The sequence below is a fragment of the Mangrovibacillus sp. Mu-81 genome (assembly GCF_036867415.1).
GTDB lineage: Bacteria > Bacillota > Bacilli > Bacillales > Bacillaceae_B > Rossellomorea.
On record NZ_JBAJHU010000003.1, the window covers coordinates 497,742 to 521,748 of the forward strand.

The following is a 24,007-nucleotide window of genomic DNA, read 5'->3' on the forward strand; positions in this document are numbered from 1 at the left end:
CCCTTTTTTTCTGGCGGACCAAGGTCTGACCTCTAACTACTAAACTAATTATCACTAGCCTACACAAGGAGTGAAAGCAATGGATTATGTAATTGAGATGCTGAATATCCGAAAGGAATTCCCGGGCATCGTAGCAAATGATAATATTACCCTCCAGCTGAAACAAGGTGAAATTCATGCGCTTCTTGGTGAAAACGGTGCAGGTAAGTCAACGTTAATGAACGTCTTATTTGGACTATATCAGCCAGAGCAGGGTGAAATTCGAGTCAAAGGCAAGAAGGTAAACATCACAAACCCTAACATTGCGAATGATTTGGGAATCGGCATGGTTCATCAGCATTTTATGCTGGTGGATACATTTACAGTCACTGAGAATATCATCCTGGGGAGAGAACCGAAAGCCGGGGCATCTGTAGATATTAAAAAAGCAGAAAAAGATATTTCAGACATTTCCGAGAAATATGGGTTGAAGGTGGATCCCTCTGCTAAAATATCAGACATTTCAGTGGGAATGCAGCAGCGTGTAGAGATTCTTAAAACGCTTTACCGCGGAGCTGATATTCTGATTTTTGATGAACCTACAGCAGTTTTGACCCCGCAAGAAATCAAGGAACTCATTCAGATAATGAAAACTCTTATTAAAGAAGGAAAATCTATTATTCTCATCACTCATAAACTCAAAGAGATTATGGAAGTGTGTGATAATGTAACCGTTATCAGAAAGGGGAAGGGGATTGGAACCGTAAAAGTTTCTGATACCAATCCTGACAGCCTCGCCAGCCTCATGGTTGGTCGTGAAGTGACTTTCAAGACAGATAAAACAGAAGCAACCCCTGCTGAGAATGTACTTGAAATAAGAGACTTGAATGTAAAGGATAGCAGGAACGTCCCAGTCGTTAAATCACTGAACCTGGAGGTCAGGGCGGGTGAAATTCTGGGAATTGCGGGCGTGGATGGAAATGGACAAACGGAACTGATCGAAGCGATCGCCGGACTTCATAAAGCGCAAAGTGGTTCCGTCAAGTTAAATGGCAAAGAAATAGTGAACTTGAAACCGCGTAAAATTTATGAGACCGGGGTTGGACATATACCCCAGGACAGGCATAAACACGGATTGGTATTGGATTTCCCTATAGGCGAAAATATGGTTCTGCAAACCTATTATAAGAAACCTTTTTCCAAGAAAGGAATTCTGAACTATAAGAATATATACGATCAGGCGAGAAAACTGATTTCTGAGTTCGATGTCAGGACACCGTCTGAATTCACTCTTGCAAGGGCATTATCCGGCGGGAATCAGCAAAAGGCGATTATCGGACGTGAAATTGACCGTGATCCGGATCTGTTGATTGCTGCACAGCCTACCCGGGGATTGGATGTAGGTGCAATTGAATTTATCCATAAACGTCTTATCGAGCAGAGGGATAACGGGAAAGCTGTATTGTTGATTTCATTCGAATTGGATGAAATCATGAATGTCAGTGATCGTATTGCGGTCATCTATGAGGGTCAAATCGTAGCTGTCGTAAACCCGAAAGAAACGACTGAACAAGAGCTTGGTCTATTGATGGCCGGTTCGAAAGGAAAGGGAACGGGGGAAAACGCAAATGTCTAATCGAATAACAAATATATTAATCCCGGTTATTTCTGTCCTTTTGGGTATCATTGTCGGTACCATTATCATGCTTGTCAGCGGCTATGATCCCGTTGCGGGATATTCAGCTCTTTGGCAAGGGATTTTTGGCGAAATCTACTATGTCGGTGAAACAATCAGGCAGGTTACTCCATACATTCTGGCTGGACTTGCTGTTGCATTTGCCTTCAGGACTGGATTATTCAACATCGGAGTAGAAGGACAATTAATTGTGGGCTGGATGGCAGCTGTATGGGTGGGGATTGCTTTTGAAGACCTCCCCAAAATCATCCATTTGCCAATGGCAATCATCGCTGCAGCGCTGGCAGGAGCGATTTGGGGATTCATCCCGGGCTTATTGAAAGCCAAGTACAGAGTGCACGAAGTTATCGTAACAATCATGATGAACTATATTGCTTTACATGTGACAAATTCAATTATCCGTGATGTTCTAACTGAACGTTCGGATAGAACAGATTATATTGCAGACTCAGCTTCATTAACATCTCCCTTCTTTGAAAGTATCACGGACTACTCCCGTTTACACTGGGGAATCTTCATTGCACTTGCATGTGTATTCATCATGTGGTTCCTGCTGGAGAAGACGACGCGCGGATATGAGCTGCGTTCTGTCGGGTTCAATCAGCATGCTTCCCAATATGCAGGGATGAATGTAAATGGAAACATCATCCTTTCGATGGTCATTTCAGGTGCTTTCGCTGGGCTTGCCGGAGCGATGGAAGGACTTGGGACATTCGGGTACGCATCGATCAAAGGCGGATTCACTGGTGTAGGTTTTGATGGTATCGCAGTAGCGCTATTAGGCGGTAATGTTGCGATCGGAGTTGTATTTGCAGCACTATTGTTTGGTGGTCTAAAGGTAGGAGCCTTAAATATGCCTCTTGAAGCTGGCATACCGCATGAATTGGTTGATATCATCATCGCACTTATCATATTCTTCGTAGCTTCAGGTTATATGATCCGTTATTTAATTCAACGATTCAGTAAAAAGGGGGTGAAATAAGTGGGCTTGATGGATATTTTAGTAATACTTATCCCTTCAACATTATTATGGGCTTCGCCACTTATTTTCACTGCTTTGGGCGGAGCGTTTTCAGAACGATCCGGTATTGTTAATATTGGTCTAGAGGGTCTTATGGTCATTGGTGCCTTCTCAAGTATCGTATTTAATATTACTTTTGCCGATACGTTTGGTTCTGCTACACCGTGGGTCGCGCTTCTTGTCGCAATGGTAATGGGGGGACTGCTTGCCGTACTGCATGCAGTTGCATCCATAACATTCAGGGCTGATCAGGTTGTATCCGGTGTGGCGATAAACTTACTTGCCATCGGTTTGACGTTGTTCCTCGTAAAAAGAATCTATGGAAAAGGTCAAACAGATATCATTTCAGAAGGGTTTGGTAAAGTGGACGTTCCACTATTGCACAAAATCCCGGTTATTGGTGATATTTTCTTCTCGAATACTTACTGGCCTCCGTTTGTGGCCATTCTTGTATCAGTCATTGTATGGTACGTCATGTTTAAGACGCCATTCGGATTGAGACTTCGTTCTGTAGGTGAACACCCGATGGCTGCTGATACAATGGGAATCAACGTAACAAGAATGCGGTATATCGGTGTCATCATTTCTGGTGCCTTCGCAGGTGTCGGCGGTGGAGTATATGCTCAGTCCATTTCTTCTGATTTCAGTCATGCCACGATCAGTGGGCAAGGGTTCATGGCTCTGGCAGCCTTGATCTTTGGTAAATGGCACCCCCTTGGTGCGATGGGTGCAGCTTTGTTCTTCGGTTTTGCACAAAGTTTAAGTATCATCGGAAGCAGCATTCCATTATTCGAAAATATTCCGAGTGTTTATTTATTAATCGCACCTTATGTCCTGACAATCCTGGCATTGACAGGATTCATCGGCCGTGCAGATGCCCCTAAAGCATTAGGCACACCATACGTAAAAGGAAGCCGTTAATTAGAAAAAGAGTGTCTATGTTGAATAATCAACAAAGGCGCTCTTTTTTTGTGACGGAATCGGAAATTGAAGAACCGCTACTAATAGAATTCTTTTATAAAGTGTCGGTATTCTTAACAGGGTCCTCTAAACATATAATGAATGACATGTGTCGATTTTTCCAATAGAGGAAGATGCTTGAATTCTTTCTATTACAACATGTATAGTTAAAATAAAATACCGCACAATAAAGGTGTTTATATCTTTATCAGAGTATAGTTCAATACATGCAAGTATGGACAAGGAGGACGGTACAATGACGGACATTAATGAAGTGGTGAAGAAGAAGCAAGGCTACACATTACATATCGTTAAAACGGATAAGTATAAGACGAACAACCTTGTAATGAAAATGAAAGCTCCTTTAGACCAGGAAACTGTCACGCTGCGCGGGCTGCTGCCGCACGTCATGCAAAGCAGCACGAAAACCTATCCGAATACGACGAAACTCCGGACGTATTTAGATGAACGATACGGAGCCAGCTTTTTTACCGACTTAGCCAAAAAAGGTGAATATCATATTGTCAGTTTCTCGGTAGAAATAGCAAATGAGAAATTCTTAAAGGATTCGGACCCCCTGCTTGAAAAAGGATTGGAATTCCTTTCAGATGTGTTATTGAATCCAAATGTTGAGAACGGTAAATTCGACGACCGTACTGTCGAGAAAGAGAAACGGAATCAAAAAGTAAGAATTCAGGCTGTGTATGATGACAAGATGCGCTATGCCAATTCCCGTCTTGTTGAAGAAATGTGTAAAGATGAAAGATTCGCACTGCATGTGAACGGAATGAAAGAGCACGTAGATTCAATTACTTCAAGTCATTTATATGATTATTACCAAAGAGTGATCAGCGAAGATCAAATGGATTTATATGTTATTGGCGATGTTGACGCAGAGCAAGTAGAAACGTTCTGTGACAGACTATTTACATTTCAGGAACGTACAGCTGTTGAAGTAGACTCTTCAGAAGTAAAACGGAAAGACAAAGAAAATGTTGTAAAAGAAAAGCAGGATGTTAAGCAAGGAAAGTTGAATATGGGGTACCGGACCAATACACAGTATGGTGACGAAGACTATTTTGCCTTACAGGTCTTTAATGGAATCTTCGGAGGTTTCTCTCACTCAAAGCTGTTTATCAATGTCAGGGAGAAGGCCAGCCTTGCCTATTATGCTGCCAGCCGTCTGGAAAGCCATAAAGGACTCATGATGGTGATGTCGGGTATTGAATTCAAAAATTATGATCAGGCAGTCGGCATCATCAATGAACAGTTGGAAGCCATGAAAAAAGGTGAATTCTCTGATGGTGAAATTGAACAGACAAAAGCCGTCATAAGAAATCAGCTTCTGGAGACGGTTGACACTTCGAGAGGATTAATCGAAGTCCTTTATCATAATGCATTATCGAATAGGCAGATTGACCTTGCCCATTGGCTTGAAGAAGTGGAAAAAACAACCAAAGAAGAAATCGTTGCTGCAGCCAATAAAGTTGAACTTGATACAATTTACTTCTTAACAGGAATGGAGGAATAAAGATGAAGAAAATTTCCTTCGATCAGATACAAGAAAATTTATATTATGAAAAAATGTCAAATGGCCTCGATGTATACATTCTTCCGAAAAAAGGATTCAACAAGACATATGCCACTTTTACTACAAAATACGGAAGCATCGATAATCATTTTGTACCGTTGAAAGCAGAGGAATTTGTGAAAGTACCGGATGGGATTGCCCACTTTCTCGAGCATAAGCTGTTTGAAAAAGAGGATGGAGATGTGTTTCAACAATTCAGCCGCCAGGGAGCATCCGCTAATGCCTTCACTTCATTTACACGGACTGCCTATCTATTTTCAAGCACAAATGAAGTGGAAAGAAACCTTGAAACATTAATCGATTTTGTTCAGGATCCTTACTTTACAGAGAAAACGGTCGAGAAAGAAAAAGGTATTATCGGGCAAGAAATAACGATGTATGACGATAACCCGGATTGGCGGCTTTACTTCGGTGTCATCCAGAACATGTATAAGAATCATCCTGTAAAAATTGATATTGCAGGTACCATAGACTCGATAACTCCAATTACGAAGGATATGCTCTATCAATGCTACAATACCTTCTATCACCCGAGTAATATGCTTCTATTTGTGATCGGCCCGGTCGAACCCGATCGGATCATGGATCAGATCCGTTCAAATCAGGAAAAGAAACCGTATGAAAAAATGCCTGAGATAAAACGCAGATTCGATGAGGAACCTGATAAAGTCGCCGAAACAAAACAAGTGCTCAAAATGAACGTACAATCACCTAAATGTCTCGTTGGATTGAAAGCTCCAAAGCCTACTCAGCAAGGAAAAGAAATGCTGAAACAGGAGCTTTCCATGAATGTATTCCTGGATTTATTATTCGGAAAGAGTTCAACTTATTATTTCGATCTCTATAACGATGGACTTATTGATGAGACCTTCCATTATGATTATACTCAGGAAAACGGCTTCGGGTTTGTTACAGTAGGAGGGGATACTGAAAAGCCCGATGAACTTTCTGATAAACTGAAAGAATTGCTATTAAAAGCGAAGGCAGAGTCACTATTTACAGAAGAAGGGCTGGAAAGAACGAAAAAGAAGAAAATCGGTGCTTTCCTCCGCGCGGTCAATTCCCCTGAATTCATCGCCAACCAGTTCACACGTTATGCCTTCAATGAGATGGATTTGTTTGATGTTGTGCCTACCCTGGAATCTCTGACCTATGATGATATCCAGAAAGTTGCCGAAACGATCATCAATGAAGAACGTTTCACTGTATGTCAGGTTGTACCAAAATCATAATGTTTTGCAGAACTGCCCTTCCGATTAGGGTGGTTCTTATCTTTGTATAGGGGAGAAATCTATGAAATTTGCTTTGATTACTGGCGCTTCCGGCGGTATTGGAAGAAGCACAGCTTTGACACTGGCTAAAAAAGGGTGGAATCTTTATTTGCACTATCATTCCGATAAGAGCAGCATAGACGGCTTAATGTTGGAACTGAAGGAGCTGGGAGTGGATGCAATCCCTATACAAGCGGATTTAACCCGTCCCGAACAGGTGAGAAAGGTTGTTGATTCAATTTTTCAGATCGATGGAATCGTTTACTCCAGCGGAATCTCGGGGTGGGGGCTTTTTCAAGATCAAAAAGAACAGGAAATGGACAGAATGATCAATATTCATGTGAAAAGTCCAATGCTGTTGATTCAGGCTCTGCTTCCAAAGCTGATGAATCGATGCGGTGCGATTGTCATTGTAAGCTCCATCTGGGGACAAATTGGCGGGGCATGTGAAGTGGTATATTCTACAGTGAAAGGTGCCCAACTTTCATTTGTGAAATCCCTTGCTAAAGAAATGGCTTTGAATGGCGTCAGAATAAATGCTGTGGCACCGGGGGCTGTGGCAACAAATATGATGAATTCATTTTCAAACGAAGAAATCCAGCAGATCAAAGGAGAAATCCCGATGGGCAGACTGGCTTCAAGTGAAGAAGTCGCATCTTCCGTTTACTTTCTGTTATCGGAAGACGCCGCTTATGTTACCGGGCAGACATTAGCTGTTAATGGAGGCTGGCATACGTAAAAATTTATATCAGACGCGCATACTTTTCCACTTGTGATACAAACTAACATTGTATTTCAATTAAGAGGAGGTTCATAACGATGTCTGTATTAGACAGTTGGTCAGATTGGAAGAATTTTTTAGGCGATCGCCTTAATCAAGCTCAGCATACTGGAATGGAAAACGAAACAGTCTCTGATTTAGCTTATCAAATTGGTGATTATTTAGCGAACCAGGTTGAGCCGAAGAACGACCAGGAAAAAGTTTTATCCGATCTGTGGTCCGTAGCTTCTCCTGAAGAACAGCATGCGATTGCAAACATAATGGTCAAGTTAGTGAACAATAACGGCACTCGTTAAGGAGAGGGAATTTTCCTCTCCTTTTCTTTTGACCAGATTTCGGGTGCTGATGATACCGTTTTCTTGATTGTACTAATCCGAATGATCCCAGAAACCATCCTAAAGAACTGTTTACGAATGGTATATGCAGAAATTGTATTAATTCTATAGGTTTTCCTTTTCTATTAGATGAAAATCATTTATTATAAAAGCTAGATGTTTTAAGTGGTTTTATCGAAAAATCCCCTATGTTGTCGGATTTTGTTGTCACATAAAATTTCAGGAGGTAACCAATGGAACGAAAAGAATGGTATTTGGAATATGAAATTCAAAAAAATCGTCCTGGCCTCTTAGGTGATATTTCCTCATTATTAGGGATGCTTTCAATAAATATAGTAACAATCAATGGTGTTGATGAAGGTAGAAGAGGGATGCTTCTTCTTGCCGATAATGAAGAGCAGATAACCCGACTGGAGTCCATCCTTCAGACAATGGATACGATTAATGTAACGAAATTGAGGGAACCTAAATTAAGGGACAGACTCGCTGTCAGACATGGGCGTTATATTCAGCGGGATGCAGATGATAAAAAAACGTTCCGGTTTGTTCGTGATGAACTTGGATTGCTTGTTGACTTCATGGCTGAGCTCTTTAAGCAGGAAGGCCATAAACTGGTAGGAATCAGGGGGATGCCCCGAGTTGGTAAAACAGAGTCAGTAGTGGCTTCGAGTGTGTGTGCAAATAAGAAGTGGTTATTTGTTTCTTCCACTTTGTTAAAGCAGACAATCAGGAGTAAGCTGATTGAAGACGAATATTCTTCAGATAATCTCTTTATTATTGATGGTATTGTTTCTACAAGGCGTGCAAGTGAAAAGCATTGGCAGCTGGTAAGGGAGATCATGAGGCTTCCGGCTGTGAAGGTCATTGAACATCCGGATGTGTTTGTTCAAAACTCAGAATATTCCTTGGATGACTTTGATTACATCATTGAACTCCGGAACAACCCGGAAGAAGAAATTACATATGAATTGGTTGAACAAAATAATCTTTTTCAAAATTCCGATTTTGGAGGTTTTGATTTTTAATATTGGAAGGTGTTAAATAGTGACGGAATTAGGAAATCGTCTGAAAGAAACCCGCGAAGCCAAAGGATACAGTCTCGAAGATTTACAAAGAATAACAAAGATACAAAAGCGTTATCTCATCGGCATCGAAGAGGGAAATTATGACATGATGCCAGGGAAATTCTACGTCCGGGCATTTATCAAACAATATTGTGAAGCAGTAGGTTTACAGTCTGAAGTTGTTTTCGAGGAATATAAAGAAGAGATTCCAACTACTTATGAAGACGAGATACCTGTATCCCTTTCCCGTGTCCAAACAAAGAAAGGAGTGCCTGCCAGTTCATCAAAAGTCTTTGATGTTATTCCGAAACTTTTGATCGCTCTATTTGTTATTGGTGCATTAATTGCCTTGTGGGTATTCGTGCAGAACAAAGTTTCGGATGATGCCGGAAATGCTGATCCATCCAATAAAGAACCAGTGGCCGTTGATCAGCAGGATCTGCCGAATGAGGATGAACCTGTTGAAGAGGAAGACAAGGATCAAAAAGAGTCCAATGAAGATACTGAATCTGATCAAGAGAAAGCAGCCAAAGAAAAAGAAGACAATACGGGTCAATCACTGGAGGCTGTTAAGACAGAAGGTACGAAAACGACCTATGAACTCAAGAACACAGATCAGTTCAAATTGGAGTTAGCTGCCAAAGGGGATGCCTGGGTAGCTGTGTACAATTCAAAAGATGAGGTTTTGTTCCAAGGGATGATGTATGATGGGGATAAAAAAGAATATGATCTTACTGCTGAACAGGAGGCATATCTCGTAATCGGTAACGCCGCTAACACGGGTATCAATGTCAATGGTAAACTGTTAGAGTACAAGATCCCTACGGAGACTGTCAGACAGGATATAATTATCCAATACCAGCCTGCAGAATCTCAACAATAAGACAAATGGAGTAAATGAAAATGAACTCCATTTCACATCCTGTAACCATTTTGTTTTCTAAGTATTGGAGGTAGTAAGGTGAATTTACCTAATAAGATTACAATTTCACGGATCTTTTTGATTCCATTATTTTTACTTATCATGCTCGCACCATTGAACTGGGGTGAGATGGTCTTCCTGGGAGCTGAATTGCCAGTGAAGCATTTCGCCGGTGCGATGATATTTATTATCGCTTCAACTACTGATTGGATAGACGGATATTATGCAAGGAAGTATAATATGGTAACCAATTTAGGAAAATTTCTTGATCCGCTTGCAGATAAGCTTCTCGTGTCTGCTGCGTTGATCGTACTTGTCGAACTTGGGCTCGCTCCATCATGGATCGTTATCATCATCATAAGCCGTGAATTTGCTGTGACAGGTCTGCGACTGGTGCTTGCCGGTGAAGGGGAAGTCGTAGCAGCCGGTCAGCTTGGGAAAATTAAGACATGGGCGCAGATCATTGCCATTTCTGCTCTGCTGCTTCATAATGCCATCTTTGAACTTATCAATTTCCCATTTGCGACAATAGCGTTGTGGGTTGCGATGCTATTCACAATTTGGTCTGGTTGGGATTACTTCAAGCATAACAAGACAGCATTTGTTAATTCGAAATAATATCCGAAGCGGAAAGCTGGACGTCTGTTCCATGCCGTTATATTCTAAAAGAGATGATTCTGCTTTGAATCATCTCTTTCTTTATATGGAGAGTCTACTGAAGGAGGAAACCAAATGAACGCAGAAATCATTGCTGTAGGGTCTGAATTATTATTGGGTCAGATAGCCAATACAAATGCCCAGTACATATCGGAACAGCTTGCTGAAGCAGGTGTGAATGTTTATTACCATACCACTGTAGGGGATAATCCGGTCCGTTTAAAACAGGCGATCGAAATTGCCCGGAAGAGAGCAGATCTGCTCATCTTCACTGGAGGACTGGGACCCACTAAAGATGACTTGACAAAAGAAACGATCGCAAGCTCATTGGGGACAGGGTTATCGATGGATGGAGATGCTTTGGAATCAATCAAGGCATACTTTATTAAAACAAATCGTTTGATGACACCAAATAATGAAAAGCAGGCTCTCATTTTAGCGGGCTCGGACGTTTTAAAGAATGAGTTTGGCATGGCGCCGGGCATGTATATTAAAAAGGAAGGAAAATCATATATGCTGCTGCCCGGGCCGCCATCCGAAATGCGGCCGATGTTCAGAAAGTATGGAATTCCGGCAATTTTACATACATTGAAAAGGAAAGAAATCATTTATTCCCGGGTTCTGCGTTTCTTTGGAATCGGAGAAGCTCAGTTGGAAACGGATCTGGAAGAATTGATTGATACCCAGACGAATCCCACTATCGCTCCGCTCGCAGGGGATGGGGAGGTCACTTTGCGGCTGACTGCCAAACACGAGTCCAAGGACATCGCAGGCTCACTTCTCGATGCTGTAGAAGAGAAGATCCTTGATCTCGTGGGAGAATACTTTTATGGCTATGATCATGATTCTCTTGTGGAGGCGGGAATGAGCGCCTTGAAAGATAAAGGATTGACCCTATCCTGCGCTGAAAGTCTGACAGGCGGTCTCTTTCAATCGGAAGCTGCCTCCATTCCAGGGGCTTCCGCAGTATTGAAGGGCGGGGTGGTCTGCTATCAGGATGAAGTAAAGAAAAGAGTGCTCTCCGTTCAGGAAAGTACACTTAAAATGTACTCAGCTGTAAGTGAACAATGTGCAATTGAACTGGCAGAAAATGTGCGTGTACTCTTTTCTTCCGATATCGGCATAAGCTTCACAGGAGTAGCCGGTCCGGACGATCATTACGGGAAGAAGGCGGGGACCGTTTGGGTCGGGCTCGCTGTAAAAAACCGTCCTGCCAAAGGATTTCTATTGAACCTTGCCGGCGGCAGAAATGCCAATAGGAAGAGGACCGCTAAATACGGCTGGCATTATTTATTAAAAGAATTTACATGAATTCTAAAGCAGAAACGGTCTCCGGCATAAACAGGGAGACTGTTTTTTAATTTGAATAAAAAGAGAAATAGTGATAAAACAAAAAACCGAATGGATGTTCGATTTTTTTCTTGTTTTCTTATATAACATGGTTTATAGTATAGATAGGTTGGATTTGAGACAAGCTTATAAGTTGTCTTTAAGTTCTAAATTCAAAGGAGGAAGATTAGTGAGCGATCGTAAAGCAGCCTTAGATATGGCGTTGAAACAAATAGAGAAACAGTTTGGAAAAGGCTCTATCATGAAGCTTGGGGAACAAACTGATAGAAAAATAGTGACTTGTCCGAGTGGATCCCTTGCATTGGACGCGGCTCTCGGAGTCGGCGGGTATCCTCGCGGAAGAATTATTGAGGTGTATGGACCGGAATCCTCAGGTAAAACAACCGTAGCACTTCACGCTATCGCAGAAGTGCAGGCGCAGGGTGGACAGGCAGCATTCATTGATGCCGAGCACGCGCTTGATCCTGAATACGCACAAAAACTTGGTGTAAACATTGATGAATTATTGCTATCTCAACCTGATACAGGTGAGCAGGCACTGGAAATCGCTGAAGCACTGGTACGAAGCGGTGCGGTAGATGCCATTGTCATCGACTCCGTTGCAGCACTTGTTCCGAAAGCCGAAATCGAAGGGGAGATGGGAGATGCCCACGTTGGTCTTCAAGCCCGTTTGATGTCACAGGCACTTCGTAAATTATCAGGTGCAATCAACAAGTCGAAGACCATCGCGATATTCATCAACCAAATTCGTGAGAAAGTCGGAGTCATGTTTGGAAATCCCGAGACGACACCTGGCGGACGCGCGTTAAAGTTCTATTCTTCTGTACGTTTAGAAGTGCGCCGTGCCGAAACTCTTAAGCAAGGCAATGAAATGGTTGGTAATAAAACAAAAATCAAAGTCGTGAAAAACAAAGTCGCTCCTCCTTTCCGTGTAGCGGAAGTGGATATCATGTACGGAGAAGGTATCTCCAAAGAAGGGGAAATCGTCGATCTTGGATCTGAGCTGGATATCGTTCAGAAGAGTGGTGCATGGTACTCATATAATGAAGAGCGCCTCGGCCAGGGCCGTGAGAACGCGAAAATCTTCTTGAAAGAGAATCCGGAGATCAGAACTGAAATCATGCTGAAAATCCGTGAGCATTACGGACTGGACACAGGTGCAGCTGAAACAGAAGATCAAAGTGAGCTTAATCTATTAGAAGATTAAGGGGAGAATGGAGAAGCAGACATTTTTCATGTTTGCTTCTCCATTTTTAATAACTATTTTCTACTATTCAATTTAGTTAACATAATAATCTTATGTAAACTAAATTAAATCCGCAAGTTGTAGCGATTTTTGTCGAATAGCAAGAAATCATTGAGAAATCCAGCGATAGACCGGACAACCACTTGACAATAAATTTTCTGAGACTTAAAATTAACATGTATATTTTACAAATTTTTCGAATGAATATTTGAAAGCCTAGCGCTGTATATTGAGTTCAAATGAGCAATGTACAAGCCGACATGTAAAAAAACATGATGACAGTTCATAGCAAGAGGAGGTGAAAGAATGCAACCTATTACAATCATCTCCATTTTGCTTGGCCTTATCGTCGGTGTAGTTGTTGGATACTTTATTCGTAAGTCCATTGCTGAAGCAAAGATAGCCGGTGCCAGAGGTTCAGCAGAGCAGATTTTAGAAGATGCTAAGCGCGAGGCAGATGCTCTGAAGAAAGAAGCACTATTGGAAGCAAAGGACGAAAATCATAGACTTCGCACTGAAATGGAAAATGAACTCCGTGAACGAAGAAATGAATTGCAAAAACAAGAAAATCGTTTAATGCAAAAAGAGGAAAACCTCGACCGTAAGGATGATACGCTTGATAAGCGTGAAGCTTTACTGGAAAGAAAAGAGGCAGCTCTTAACGAAAGACAACAACATATTGAAGAGATGGAAAGCAAAGTGGACGAGATGGTACGATCACAGCAAACCGAGCTAGAACGTATCTCGAGCCTGACTCGTGATGAAGCGAAAGGAATTATTCTTGATCGCGTTGAAAATGAACTCTCCCATGATATTGCCATCATGGTAAGGGAACATGAGACACGGGCGAAGGAAGATGCTGACAAGAAAGCGAAAGAAGTCCTTTCACTTGCTATACAGCGTTGTGCTGCGGAACACGTGGCAGAAACAACAGTTAGTGTTGTGAACTTACCGAATGATGAGATGAAAGGTCGAATCATCGGGCGTGAAGGACGTAATATTCGTACGCTGGAAACATTAACAGGAATTGATCTCATAATTGATGATACTCCTGAAGCAGTCATTCTTTCAGGTTTCGATCCGATACGAAGAGAAACGGCTAGAATTGCACTGGAGAAATTAGTTCAGGATGGTCGCATCCACCCTGCGCGAATTGAAGAAATGGTAGATAAATCACGCCGTGAAGTGGACGAGTATATCCGAGAAATCGGAGAGCAGACAACTTTTGAAGTTGGGGTTCACGGTCTTCACCCAGATTTAATCAAGATTCTCGGACGTTTGAAGTATCGTACCAGTTACGGTCAGAACGTCCTGAAGCACTCAATGGAAGTGGCGTATCTTTCAGGGCTTCTCGCAGCTGAGCTTGGTGAAGACGAAAGATTGGCCAAGCGGGCAGGATTGCTTCATGACATCGGTAAAGCAATCGACCATGAAGTAGAAGGCAGCCACGTTGAAATTGGTGTTGAACTTGCCACCAAGTATAAGGAGCATCCTGTTGTCATCAACAGTATCGCATCTCACCACGGTGATACGGAACCGACTTCAATCATTGCGGTTCTGGTAGCAGCTGCCGATGCTCTATCCGCAGCGCGTCCGGGTGCTAGAAGTGAGACGCTTGAGAATTACATCCGCCGTCTTGAGAAGCTTGAAGAGATTTCCGAGTCCTATGAAGGGGTGGAGAAATCCTTCGCGATTCAAGCGGGACGTGAAGTTCGCATCATGGTGAGACCTGAAGCAATCGACGATTTGGAATCCCACCGTTTGGCAAGGGATATTCGAAAGCGTATAGAAGATGAGCTTGATTACCCTGGTCATATTAAAGTCACGGTCATCCGTGAAACAAGGGCCGTAGAATATGCGAAGTAAATAGGTTGACTCTCGAAAGGATTGAATCCTTTCGGAGTCAGCTTTTTTATTTGGTCTTCTTTCCACTGCCTTCATGCATAGAGCGAAGGATAAATGTGATACAATATACTACATTATGAAGAGTAAATACTAATACATAGTGAGAAGGGATATTTTCATGAGAATATTATTTGTTGGAGACGTAGTAGGCTCAATGGGCCGTGAGATGATTACAGAATATTTATCTAAACTTAAAAAGAAGCATCAGCCTGACTTTACCATTGTTAATGGTGAGAATGCTGCCTCAGGCAGGGGAATCACTGAAAAAATTTATAAAAAAATTCTTCAGGACGGCGCTGATATGGTGACGTTGGGAAATCATACCTGGGACAATAAGGAGATTTTTGAATTTATTGATTCTGCGAAGAAAATGGTGCGTCCTGCTAATTTTCCTGAAGGTACACCAGGTACAGGACTGGTTTTCGGGGAGGTTTATGGCAAGACAGTGGCTGTGATCAATATTCAGGGAAGAACCTTCATGCCTCCTCTTGATGATCCCTTTCATATAGTTGATATGTTGGTGGATGAAGCCAAGAAGAAGACATCCATTATTTTCGTGGATTTCCACGCAGAAGCTACGAGTGAAAAGCAGGCGATGGGCTGGTTTCTGGATGGCAGAGTTTCTGCTGTCATCGGGACTCATACCCATGTCCAGACAGCGGACAATCGTGTCCTCCCAAATGGGACTGCCTTTATGTGCGATGTAGGGATGACAGGTCCTTATGATGAAGTATTGGGCATGAATAAAGCATCCGTACTTAAGAGATTTCAAACGAGTCTTCCGGTGCGGTTTGAAGTTCCTAAAGACGGTCGGAAGATTCTAAGTGCATGTCTGATAGATATAGATCATAAATCAGGAAAGGCAAAGAAGATTGAACGTATCCTGATTAATGAGGATCATCCGTTCATGGCCGAATATTAATGTTTTTTCCATCCTTTTTCAGTCATACCGGAATGAATTGTCCATTTGTTGAATATAGTAGCAGTGGAATCATTTATACCAAGTTTGTTCTTTACCACGGACATACGGTATGGGGGAAATGACAAGGAGGAAAAGGAATGGAAATATTAAAAGTTTCAGCAAAATCTAATCCTAATTCTGTAGCTGGTGCACTCGCCGGTGTTCTTCGTGAGAGAGGAGTAGCTGAGATTCAGGCAATTGGCGCCGGAGCACTGAACCAGGCTGTGAAAGCAGTTGCGATTGCAAGAGGCTTTGTTGCTCCCAGTGGTTTAGATTTGATTTGTATTCCGGCATTTACAGATATTCTGATAGATGGAGAAGAACGTACAGCCATAAAGTTAATAGTTGAACCCAGATAAAGCAAATTGCTTGCCCATTAGTTCGGTTTCACCGGAGATGATCATTCGGTACGGTGCCATTGATCCGGCAGTTTATGACAGAAGGCTGTCCGTTAAAGATATTTCTTTAGTGGACAGCCTTTTTGTTTTTCCATTATAGTACATATATGAATGAATGAAGGGAGGAATGGATTAAATGATCTTTGACGCTCATTGTGATGTATTAATGAAACTTTATCTCGAACCGGATACTTTATCGTTTCAATCAAAAAACGATATGCATATTACATACCCTCAGTTGTGTGAAGGCGGATCCAAAATTCAATTGTTCGCTATTTATATTCCATCCCGCCTTAAGCCCGGGCAGCGGTTTCAAGCTGCTTTAAATATGGTGAACCTTTTTTATAACCGAATCATCGAACCTCATCCTGATGTGAAATTCGTTGCCTCCAAAGAAGATATTGACAATCTTTCTCAGAATGAAATAGGGGCCATTCTGACGCTTGAAGGGGCAGAAGCAATCGAAGAGGATATTGGAAAGCTTGAAACGCTTTACCGCCTTGGGGTACGTTCTGTTGGGCTGACATGGAATTGGGCTAATGCAGCTGCAGATGGTGCGCTTGAACCTCGTGGCGGGGGACTAACAAGTTTCGGGTATGATATGGTCCGATTCCTCAATGAAAAAGATATGTGGACCGATGTATCCCACCTTTGTGAAAAAGCATTCTGGGACGTAATTGAAACAGCACATCACCCAATTGCTTCCCACTCCAATGCCTATTCCATTTGTCCGAATCCACGAAATTTAAAGAATGAACAAATAGAATCTCTCATTAAACAGGATAGTGTGATAGGGATCACTTTTGTACCGCCATTCTTAAATAAAAAAGGAAGTGCAGAATTAACGGATATCGTAAGGCATCTAGAGCATATTTGCAGCATTGGAGGAGAGAATCATGTAGGATTCGGGTCTGATTTCGACGGAATCGATGAGACGGTAAAAGGACTATCCTGTTATCATCAATATGATAATCTGATTGCAACCCTTCAACGCTATTACACTGATAAGCAGATCAGGAAATTCCTATTTGGGAACTTCCAAAAACGTGTGCGATTTTAACAATTCAGCTGATCTTCAAGATATGAGGATCAGCTTTTTTTATGCAGTACGTTTCAGACGGTAGTGATTTATAGTGAAAAGTGATAAACTAACTTAGTATACAAATGATTGATATAGTAGAATATCTATCTATGAGTTTTACCGTTTAATCCGGTGAAATGATGGAAATCAGAAACCTGTAAGAAGGGGTGTAATAGATGAAGGAACAACTTTCATGGAAGGTTGGCGGACAACAAGGTGAAGGAATTGAGAGTACAGGGGAAATTTTCTCCATGGCACTGAACAGACTTGGCTATTATTTATACGGCTACCGTCATTTCTCTTCACGCATCAAGGGAGGGCACACAAATAATAAAATTCGCGTCAGCACAGAACAGATTCGTGCTATTGCTGATGATTTAGACATTTTAATAGCGTTTGATCAGGAAACAATCGATGTGAACTATAAAGAGCTTCATAGAGATGGCGTCATTATTGCAGATGCTAAATTCAAGCCTGTGAAACCGGAAGATACAGATGCATCATTATATATTGTACCTTTTACAGAATTAGCAGCCGGGCTTGGAACCTCGCTGATGAAGAATATGGTGGCTGTAGGTTCGACATGTGCAGTCTTGAACCTGGATCCTGAAGTGTTTAAAGAAGTAGTGGAAGAAATCTTTGGGCGCAAAGGCGAAACAGTTGTAGAGAAAAATATGGATGCAATCAGACAGGGATACGAAACGATGAAAACGGACCTTGGAGAAAAAGCTGGTTCCCTTCAGCTGAAAGAGGCAGACGGACAAAAACGTATGTTTATGATCGGTAATGATGCAATTGCACTTGGAGCATTGGCGGGCGGGGTCCGTTTGATGGCTGCATACCCGATTACGCCAGCATCAGAAATAATGGAATATTTAATTAAAAAGCTGCCGATGGTTGGCGGTACGGTCATCCAAACAGAGGATGAAATCGCTGCAGCCACAATGGCCATCGGTGCAAATTATGGCGGGATCCGTTCATTCACTGCATCGGCTGGTCCTGGTCTTTCTCTCATGATGGAAGCGATCGGCTTATCTGGAATGACTGAACAGCCACTTGTCGTAGTCGATACACAACGTGGAGGTCCGTCTACAGGATTGCCGACTAAACAGGAACAATCTGATTTAATGGCGATGATTTACGGTACACATGGTGAAATTCCTAAGATTGTCATGGCTCCAAGCACGGTGCAGGAAGCTTTTTATGACACTGTTGAAGCGTTCAATCTTGCCGAAGAATACCAATGTCCGGTCATCATTCTATCCGACCTTCAGCTCTCCTTGGGTAAACAAACGGTAGAACCGCTTGATTACAGCAAGGTGGAAATCCGCAGAGGGAAGCTTGCCGATAATGGATCCAAATTGGAAGAATTGGAGCCTAAAAAGTACTTCAAACGATATGAAGTTACAAAAGACGGTGTTTCACCGCGTGTAACTCCGGGTATGAAAAATGGGATTCACCACGTCACAGGAGTGGAACATGATGAAACAGGGAAACCATCAGAATCTCCAGTAAATCGCCAGGCACAAATGGACAAGCGTATGCGTAAGATTGAATGTATCCGTTTCAATAATCCTGTTCATATCGAAGCACCTCATGAAGAAGCTGATTTACTTCTGGTTGGCTTCAATTCTACCCGCGGTGTCATCGAAGAAGCAATGGTCCGTTTAGAAGAAGATGGCGTGAAAGTGAATCACGCACACATCCGCTTGATTCATCCTTTCCCTGCGGAGGAGTTGCAGCCGCTTATGGAAAAAGCCGACAAAGTAGTGGTGATCGAGCATAATGCTACGGGACAATTATCAAATATTATCAAGATGAATGCAGGATATGGACACAAGATCAAGAATATGACGAAGTATGACGGCACTCCATTCCTGCCTCATGAAATTCACTCTAGATGTAAGGAGTTGAGCTAATCCATGGCTACCTTTAAAGATTTTCGAAACAATGTTAAGCCAAACTGGTGTCCTGGATGCGGTGACTTCTCAGTACAGGCATCGATACAGCGCGCGGCGGCCAATGCAGGGCTGGAGCCTGAGAATTTAGCTGTCGTATCTGGAATCGGTTGTTCCGGACGTATTTCAGGATATATTAATTCGTACGGTTTTCATGGAATTCATGGACGGTCTCTTCCAATCGCCCAAGGTTTGAAAATGGCGAATAAAGATTTGACTGTCATCGCTTCAGGGGGAGACGGAGATGGATTTGCCATCGGTCTCGGACATACGATTCATGCCATTAGACGAAATGTGGATATCACTTACATCGTCATGGACAATCAAATATACGGATTGACGAAGGGTCAGACGTCCCCGCGCTCCTCATCCGGATTTAAGACCAAGTCAACACCAAAGGGATCGATAGAACCTGCCCTGGCGCCGATGGAAATGGCTTTAACGGCGGGTGCCACATTTGTTGCACAAAGTTTTTCTTCCGATTTAAAAGAACTGACTGCATTAATCGAAGCGGGATTAAATCATAAAGGGTTTTCACTGATTAACGTATTCAGTCCCTGCGTTACTTATAATAAGATCAATACGTATGACTGGTTCAAGGAAAACCTGACGAAACTTGCGGAGGTTGAAGGGTATGATCCAACCAACCGGGAACAGGCAATGAACACACTCATGGAAAAGGACGGTCTTGTGACTGGTTTGATTTATCACAATACAGAACAGCCTTCATACCAGGAACTGGTTTCAGGATACTCTGAGGAACCGTTGAACACGCATGATTTGAAACTGGATGATGAGACGTTCGAAGGTCTCCTGAAGGAATTTATGTAACCACATGAAGCCGGTCACCCTTTAATAGCGGGTGGCCGGCTTTATCCTTTCTTCCTTAATTGATTGATTTCTTCTATTAATTTTGCATTTGTAAATTGCAAGTGCTCTATGGTCGTATGGTATCGATCCTTCTCCATTGGTGAAAGAGCGGTTTGTTGCGCAGAATCCATTCGTCCATGCTGCATGTGCTCTTTCCACTCCTGAATTTTGATTCGAAGGGATCTTAATGCAGAAGCAAATTCATTATTAGTTTTTTTCTCGTTTTGGAGTGCAGATTTTAATTCATTGATCTGTTCCTTGTATGACTTTGCTTGTTTGTTCAGGATTTGTATTTGTTTAACCCGGGAGTCGAGAAGATTCTTAATCTCATCCAGCCTCTGATTCTGAAGAAGTTGTTCTTCAAGATTTTGCATCATGGCCAGCATTTGCGTTCTGTACTTTTCGTCTCCTTCCAAAGAACCTTCGATCACCGTAACTTCTGTATGAAATAACCACTTCTTTAAGGAATCCCTTTCTATTATCAGCTGCCGTTTTTCTTCTTTCAGATATTCTCCTTCAATCTGGCATGCAATGCATTTCCGTTCGAGACCCTTCATGTTTTGCTCCATAACTTGTAAATTCATCTCACTTTGCTCCTGCAGATCTTGAATGGATTTATTTAAGGATTTTCCTTTTTTGTGCTGTGCTTTGAGCAGCTGAAATTTAGAAAGTAGTTTATGATGCTCAGTCTGCTGTTTTTTGATGATGGCAGACTTGCTTTCCATGGTTTCATTCGCTTCCTTGTATTTGGTCTGCCATTCCGAAATAGACTTTGTAAGTTGTTGGTTAACAGCTTCTAAGCGTGAAAGTTCATGTTTAAGCAAGGTAACTTTTTTTACGGGAAAATCATTTTCAAGTGCCATGCACCTTTGCTGGTATTTATGCAATTCAGATTTATAATGGATAATTTGCTGTTGAAGCTGGATTGTTGAGAGTTGTTTCATTATTTCCACACCTCTCTTTTTGAAAATCATTATTTTTCTAATTGTATGTATGAGTTCAGCCCCTGATTCACAGAAAAAGCCGTGTAAACTTCCCAGCGTTTACGCGGCTTTGTATATATAATAAATATCATTGCAATGATAGATCATTTTTTCACGTTCGTAATATTCATTTAAAAGTACGCAGATCTCGATTAGAGGTTCCCGTTCCCCATAACCATGTTATTTCTTGGCATCTTGTCCAAATTCACAATTATATTTACATTCCTCCTTTCTTCTTGCTATATAATATGACACCTCCTGTAATGTAATACTGTCAAATGTCTATACAATACGCCTATTTTTTGATAGTTTTCAAAAAACTATTAATCCGCCTAGTAATTTTTTTTGAAAAAATAGGTATTTATTCTATACCAAATTCATTCTCGTCCATAGGATATAGTGTGATATAAATATTCATTTAGAAGAAAGGAAGATTTGTTTGAAAAATCGTAAACAAATTAGGGGTTCCCAGACTCCGACACCATCACCGTCACCGATTCCTCTAGACCCGAACGACCTTGCTCCAGAATGTATTCGCGTTGACAAAGTTTATGACTGGGTGTTCTTTGCAAACAAGTATGAGAACAAGAACTTCATTCCGGATGAAGCTTGCCGGGCAGCAGTGAGTGCAGCATTGGCAGCAGGTCAAAGAGTAGAGGTGCAAACAGCTCCAGTGGATCCTGCTGATGTCAGCGTAAGCGGTACAATCATTGAAAATGGCAATCCTGGAAGAGTACTGATTGTCTGGACAGTCCCTGTTGAAGTAACCATTCTTATTGACGGAGTTGCTGAGTGCTCATTTACTGTACGGACTCAATTCACTGATGAAATCGCACTTTGTGTACCTACAGGTATCACAAACGCAAACCTTAACATCAGAGCAACTCAAGTCATTGCTACATCAACTGGTGGAGTCTTAATGGGACCAGACCCATTCGGACCGATGATTCCATTGCGTGTCGTACTTTGTAAAGATGTTCAAGTAGAATATCCTGTAAAGCTTGAAGTCCTGGCCAAGTTCTGTTTCCCTCGTCCAAATAACATTCCTCTACCTAAAGAAAGACTTGAATGTGACTTAAGCCTGCTTGAATTCCCTCGTCAATGCCCTGGCTTATTCCCTGTAGACAACTGTGAATGTCAGGCAACTGCCCTAGCTAGAAACGAAGATACGGATGCTACATTCGGAACTGGCGGGGATGCAGAGGTCGTTACCGGTCTATCAACATTAAGAGCAGAAATTTGTCAAGAGTGTTCATTGGCTGACAGCACATGGTCATACTCATTCACAGATACTGAAGTTGGTCCAACACCAGCTCCGACTGCTACTGGATTCCAGCCTGATTTCAGCTTCTCTTTCAATCCGTCAACCATTGACAGAGTGACTTGTGGAGAAGATGCATTGACTGCTGTAGGTGAAGGTGTCCGTTACTTTGACGGCGTGCCTGAACAATTATTCTATGAACTGCAAATCTTTACTGGTTTAGTGGGCATCGTTACTGAAGGCTTCCGCTTAATCTTAAGAAACTCAGCAAATGCTGTAATCTTTGACAGTGGTGTCGTAGAAGCACTAGTAGAATTTGGTGAGTGTGACACATTCGCTGACTTACTAGGAGAAATTGATGACTAATTGAATTAGGAGAGAGGCAACTCTCTCCTTTTTTTAACATGTGAACAAACTGTACATATGATATTACAAAATAAGATGGTGGAGGTGAATCTAATGTTGAATCCTGAAGAGCGGGAGAGTATCCAAGAGGACCAGTACCACGATGTATTGAATGATTTTCATCAGATTTCAGATGAGATACAGTCTCTATATCATAACTATTCAAAAAGGATAAAAAGTGCTTCCGAAGAATTATCCAAACAAAAATCAAAGCATCATCTTTATGAGATGGAGATTTCTGAAAACCACAATACGATTGAAGTATTAACTGCACAGATCGAGCACTTATTACATGACCGGGTTACAAGCAGACAGATGATTACTCAATTTAGAACTGAACTTAATAATGACAATAAAGAACATCACGGAATTGAGGGCATTCTTGACAACGAGTCCAAAACTGTACCTGAGGAGTGTTTTCCCGAGGAACCTGTCGAGTATGATCCAGGAGATTTTCCTTCAGTAAATATCCTTCCGACATCCATCCCGGATATAAGAATTATTTATGAAAGTACACTGGATGAGAAAAAAAAGCTATTGGAACAAATGACAAAGCGTCTACTGACATTAATCATTCAATCACATGAACATTTAGCTATCTCAAACAGCGAGCTGGATCTGACTCCTTATATAAAGGCTATTAATAATGAATTGGAGCTGATCAGACTGTACAAGAAATACTCTGTAAAAAAAGAAAGGTGGTATATGAAAGTGTGGAAATTTCTATGGGGTAAACAAGAGGAAGATAATAATCCTGAAGTATTAAAGAAACTTGAAGAAATAGAAAGGCATTTGACGGACTATGCTGACAAATTCAAAGAAGTGAATGAAATGCTGAAACTGGGCAGTGAGCAGGACGAGACAACAAGAAGCTATCTGGGTAAGATGAATTCTCTTCATACTGAATTGAAAAAAATTGAAGGATATTATGAAGAGGAAATTGAAACGTTAAAAACACAGTTGGATGAATATAAACAAAGAGAATCCGAGCTTGAATCAAAGCTGTCCATTCTGGACGAAAAGTATAAAGATAAATCAAAAACCCCCAGTGTGCGGGAGTCCCAACTGGAAGAAGAATTAAAGAAACTTCGCAGTGAAATACAGGCGCAGTCAAACAAGAAAAATGATCTCTACAAAAAAATCAAACATCCATCCACCCCTTCAAAGCCGAAAGTTGCTCAAAATAATCCTGAATTTGATCAGTTTGGGAGCGGCTCTATCCCGTTCGCGGCAGAATCGAAAAAAACGATGTTCAATCCAAATAATTATTTACGCTAATTGAAAGGAGGGGAGAAAATGCAGCATAATGATT

Annotated in this window: 21 protein-coding genes; 20 read left to right on the forward strand and 1 reads right to left on the reverse strand. The window is 41.7% G+C overall.

Features of this window, described 5'->3' with window-relative positions; translation table 11 throughout:
- Positions 1-79: 79 nt before the first annotated feature.
- The 18 genes from V6B33_RS09640 (at position 80) to V6B33_RS09725 (ending at position 20,007) form a co-directional block, all read left to right on the forward strand.
- Positions 80-1,615, forward strand: coding sequence for an ABC transporter ATP-binding protein (locus V6B33_RS09640; RefSeq protein WP_334217528.1), 1,536 nt, complete (start codon positions 80-82; stop codon positions 1,613-1,615).
- A complete protein-coding gene (locus V6B33_RS09645; RefSeq protein WP_334217529.1) occupies positions 1,608-2,657 on the forward strand; it encodes an ABC transporter permease in 1,050 nt (349 codons plus the stop codon). Before V6B33_RS09640 ends, V6B33_RS09645 begins: the two co-directional genes overlap by 8 nt.
- The gene (locus tag V6B33_RS09650; protein ID WP_334217530.1) at positions 2,658-3,617 is read left to right on the forward strand and encodes an ABC transporter permease; all 960 of its coding nucleotides are present in this window, start codon (positions 2,658-2,660) and stop codon (positions 3,615-3,617) included.
- A 295-nt stretch (positions 3,618-3,912) separates the two neighbouring features.
- The gene (gene yfmF, locus V6B33_RS09655; RefSeq protein WP_334217531.1) at positions 3,913-5,187 is read left to right on the forward strand and encodes an EF-P 5-aminopentanol modification-associated protein YfmF; all 1,275 of its coding nucleotides are present in this window, start codon (positions 3,913-3,915) and stop codon (positions 5,185-5,187) included.
- Between the two features lie 2 nt (positions 5,188-5,189).
- Positions 5,190-6,479: an EF-P 5-aminopentanol modification-associated protein YfmH gene (gene yfmH, locus V6B33_RS09660; protein ID WP_334217532.1), complete on the forward strand. Its 1,290-nt coding sequence runs from the start codon at positions 5,190-5,192 to the stop codon at positions 6,477-6,479.
- Positions 6,480-6,540: 61 nt separating this feature from the next.
- Positions 6,541-7,257, forward strand: coding sequence for an elongation factor P 5-aminopentanone reductase (gene ymfI, locus V6B33_RS09665; RefSeq protein WP_334217533.1), 717 nt, complete (start codon positions 6,541-6,543; stop codon positions 7,255-7,257).
- Positions 7,258-7,337: 80 nt separating this feature from the next.
- Entirely contained in the window at positions 7,338-7,595 is a 258-nt protein-coding gene (locus V6B33_RS09670; RefSeq protein WP_334217534.1) for a DUF3243 domain-containing protein, read from the forward strand.
- Between the two features lie 272 nt (positions 7,596-7,867).
- Positions 7,868-8,659, forward strand: a complete 792-nt coding sequence (locus V6B33_RS09675) for a YmfK family protein (RefSeq protein WP_334217535.1) — start codon at positions 7,868-7,870, stop codon at positions 8,657-8,659.
- 19 nt (positions 8,660-8,678) lie between these two features.
- A complete protein-coding gene (locus tag V6B33_RS09680) occupies positions 8,679-9,581 on the forward strand; it encodes a helix-turn-helix domain-containing protein (RefSeq protein ID WP_334217536.1) in 903 nt (300 codons plus the stop codon).
- Between the two features lie 78 nt (positions 9,582-9,659).
- Positions 9,660-10,238 (forward strand): CDP-diacylglycerol--glycerol-3-phosphate 3-phosphatidyltransferase, encoded by a 579-nt coding sequence (pgsA, locus tag V6B33_RS09685; RefSeq protein WP_334217537.1) that lies wholly within the window; start codon positions 9,660-9,662, stop codon positions 10,236-10,238.
- Between the two features lie 114 nt (positions 10,239-10,352).
- Complete coding sequence (locus V6B33_RS09690; RefSeq protein WP_334217538.1) at positions 10,353-11,588, forward strand: competence/damage-inducible protein A; 1,236 nt, start codon at positions 10,353-10,355, stop codon at positions 11,586-11,588.
- A 208-nt stretch (positions 11,589-11,796) separates the two neighbouring features.
- On the forward strand, positions 11,797-12,834 hold the full coding sequence (gene recA, locus V6B33_RS09695; RefSeq protein ID WP_334217539.1) for a recombinase RecA: 1,038 nt from the start codon (positions 11,797-11,799) through the stop codon (positions 12,832-12,834).
- Between the two features lie 345 nt (positions 12,835-13,179).
- The gene (gene rny / locus V6B33_RS09700) at positions 13,180-14,739 is read left to right on the forward strand and encodes a ribonuclease Y (protein WP_175989082.1); all 1,560 of its coding nucleotides are present in this window, start codon (positions 13,180-13,182) and stop codon (positions 14,737-14,739) included.
- A 157-nt stretch (positions 14,740-14,896) separates the two neighbouring features.
- Complete coding sequence (locus V6B33_RS09705) at positions 14,897-15,700, forward strand: TIGR00282 family metallophosphoesterase (RefSeq protein ID WP_334217540.1); 804 nt, start codon at positions 14,897-14,899, stop codon at positions 15,698-15,700.
- Positions 15,701-15,837: 137 nt separating this feature from the next.
- Positions 15,838-16,098 (forward strand): stage V sporulation protein SpoVS, encoded by a 261-nt coding sequence (gene spoVS / locus V6B33_RS09710; RefSeq protein WP_334217541.1) that lies wholly within the window; start codon positions 15,838-15,840, stop codon positions 16,096-16,098.
- A 175-nt stretch (positions 16,099-16,273) separates the two neighbouring features.
- On the forward strand, positions 16,274-17,197 hold the full coding sequence (locus tag V6B33_RS09715) for a dipeptidase (protein ID WP_334217542.1): 924 nt from the start codon (positions 16,274-16,276) through the stop codon (positions 17,195-17,197).
- A 197-nt stretch (positions 17,198-17,394) separates the two neighbouring features.
- Positions 17,395-19,137, forward strand: a complete 1,743-nt coding sequence (locus tag V6B33_RS09720) for a 2-oxoacid:acceptor oxidoreductase subunit alpha (RefSeq protein WP_334217543.1) — start codon at positions 17,395-17,397, stop codon at positions 19,135-19,137.
- Between the two features lie 3 nt (positions 19,138-19,140).
- Positions 19,141-20,007, forward strand: coding sequence for a 2-oxoacid:ferredoxin oxidoreductase subunit beta (locus tag V6B33_RS09725; protein WP_334217544.1), 867 nt, complete (start codon positions 19,141-19,143; stop codon positions 20,005-20,007).
- Positions 20,008-20,048: 41 nt separating this feature from the next.
- On the opposite strand, the gene V6B33_RS09730 is transcribed toward V6B33_RS09725, so the two are convergent.
- Positions 20,049-20,990, reverse strand: a complete 942-nt coding sequence (locus V6B33_RS09730; RefSeq protein ID WP_334217545.1) for a hypothetical protein — start codon at positions 20,988-20,990, stop codon at positions 20,049-20,051.
- 478 nt (positions 20,991-21,468) lie between these two features.
- Between V6B33_RS09730 and V6B33_RS09735 the strand changes: the two genes are divergently transcribed.
- Both V6B33_RS09735 and V6B33_RS09740 read left to right on the forward strand, forming a co-directional pair.
- The gene (locus V6B33_RS09735) at positions 21,469-22,656 is read left to right on the forward strand and encodes a hypothetical protein (RefSeq protein WP_334217546.1); all 1,188 of its coding nucleotides are present in this window, start codon (positions 21,469-21,471) and stop codon (positions 22,654-22,656) included.
- A 93-nt stretch (positions 22,657-22,749) separates the two neighbouring features.
- Complete coding sequence (locus V6B33_RS09740) at positions 22,750-23,973, forward strand: hypothetical protein (protein WP_334217547.1); 1,224 nt, start codon at positions 22,750-22,752, stop codon at positions 23,971-23,973.
- Positions 23,974-24,007 lie beyond the last annotated feature (34 nt).

What these genes read in the sequence shown, in the direction of transcription:
- V6B33_RS09715 (WP_334217542.1), top strand. Translation starts at nt 16,274, where the DNA reads ATGATCTTTGACGCTCATTGTGATGTATTAATGAAACTTTATCTCGAA.
- ymfI (WP_334217533.1), top strand. Translation starts at nt 6,541, where the DNA reads ATGAAATTTGCTTTGATTACTGGCGCTTCCGGCGGTATTGGAAGAAGC.
- V6B33_RS09645 (WP_334217529.1), top strand. Translation starts at nt 1,608, where the DNA reads ATGTCTAATCGAATAACAAATATATTAATCCCGGTTATTTCTGTCCTT.
- spoVS (WP_334217541.1), top strand. Translation starts at nt 15,838, where the DNA reads ATGGAAATATTAAAAGTTTCAGCAAAATCTAATCCTAATTCTGTAGCT.
- rny (WP_175989082.1), top strand. Translation starts at nt 13,180, where the DNA reads ATGCAACCTATTACAATCATCTCCATTTTGCTTGGCCTTATCGTCGGT.
- yfmH (WP_334217532.1), top strand. Translation starts at nt 5,190, where the DNA reads ATGAAGAAAATTTCCTTCGATCAGATACAAGAAAATTTATATTATGAA.
- V6B33_RS09640 (WP_334217528.1), top strand. Translation starts at nt 80, where the DNA reads ATGGATTATGTAATTGAGATGCTGAATATCCGAAAGGAATTCCCGGGC.
- V6B33_RS09690 (WP_334217538.1), top strand. Translation starts at nt 10,353, where the DNA reads ATGAACGCAGAAATCATTGCTGTAGGGTCTGAATTATTATTGGGTCAG.
- V6B33_RS09675 (WP_334217535.1), top strand. Translation starts at nt 7,868, where the DNA reads ATGGAACGAAAAGAATGGTATTTGGAATATGAAATTCAAAAAAATCGT.
- V6B33_RS09720 (WP_334217543.1), top strand. Translation starts at nt 17,395, where the DNA reads ATGAAGGAACAACTTTCATGGAAGGTTGGCGGACAACAAGGTGAAGGA.
- V6B33_RS09725 (WP_334217544.1), top strand. Translation starts at nt 19,141, where the DNA reads ATGGCTACCTTTAAAGATTTTCGAAACAATGTTAAGCCAAACTGGTGT.
- V6B33_RS09705 (WP_334217540.1), top strand. Translation starts at nt 14,897, where the DNA reads ATGAGAATATTATTTGTTGGAGACGTAGTAGGCTCAATGGGCCGTGAG.
- V6B33_RS09670 (WP_334217534.1), top strand. Translation starts at nt 7,338, where the DNA reads ATGTCTGTATTAGACAGTTGGTCAGATTGGAAGAATTTTTTAGGCGAT.
- yfmF (WP_334217531.1), top strand. Translation starts at nt 3,913, where the DNA reads ATGACGGACATTAATGAAGTGGTGAAGAAGAAGCAAGGCTACACATTA.
- V6B33_RS09740 (WP_334217547.1), top strand. Translation starts at nt 22,750, where the DNA reads ATGTTGAATCCTGAAGAGCGGGAGAGTATCCAAGAGGACCAGTACCAC.
- V6B33_RS09730 (WP_334217545.1), bottom strand. Translation starts at nt 20,990, where the DNA reads ATGAAACAACTCTCAACAATCCAGCTTCAACAGCAAATTATCCATTAT.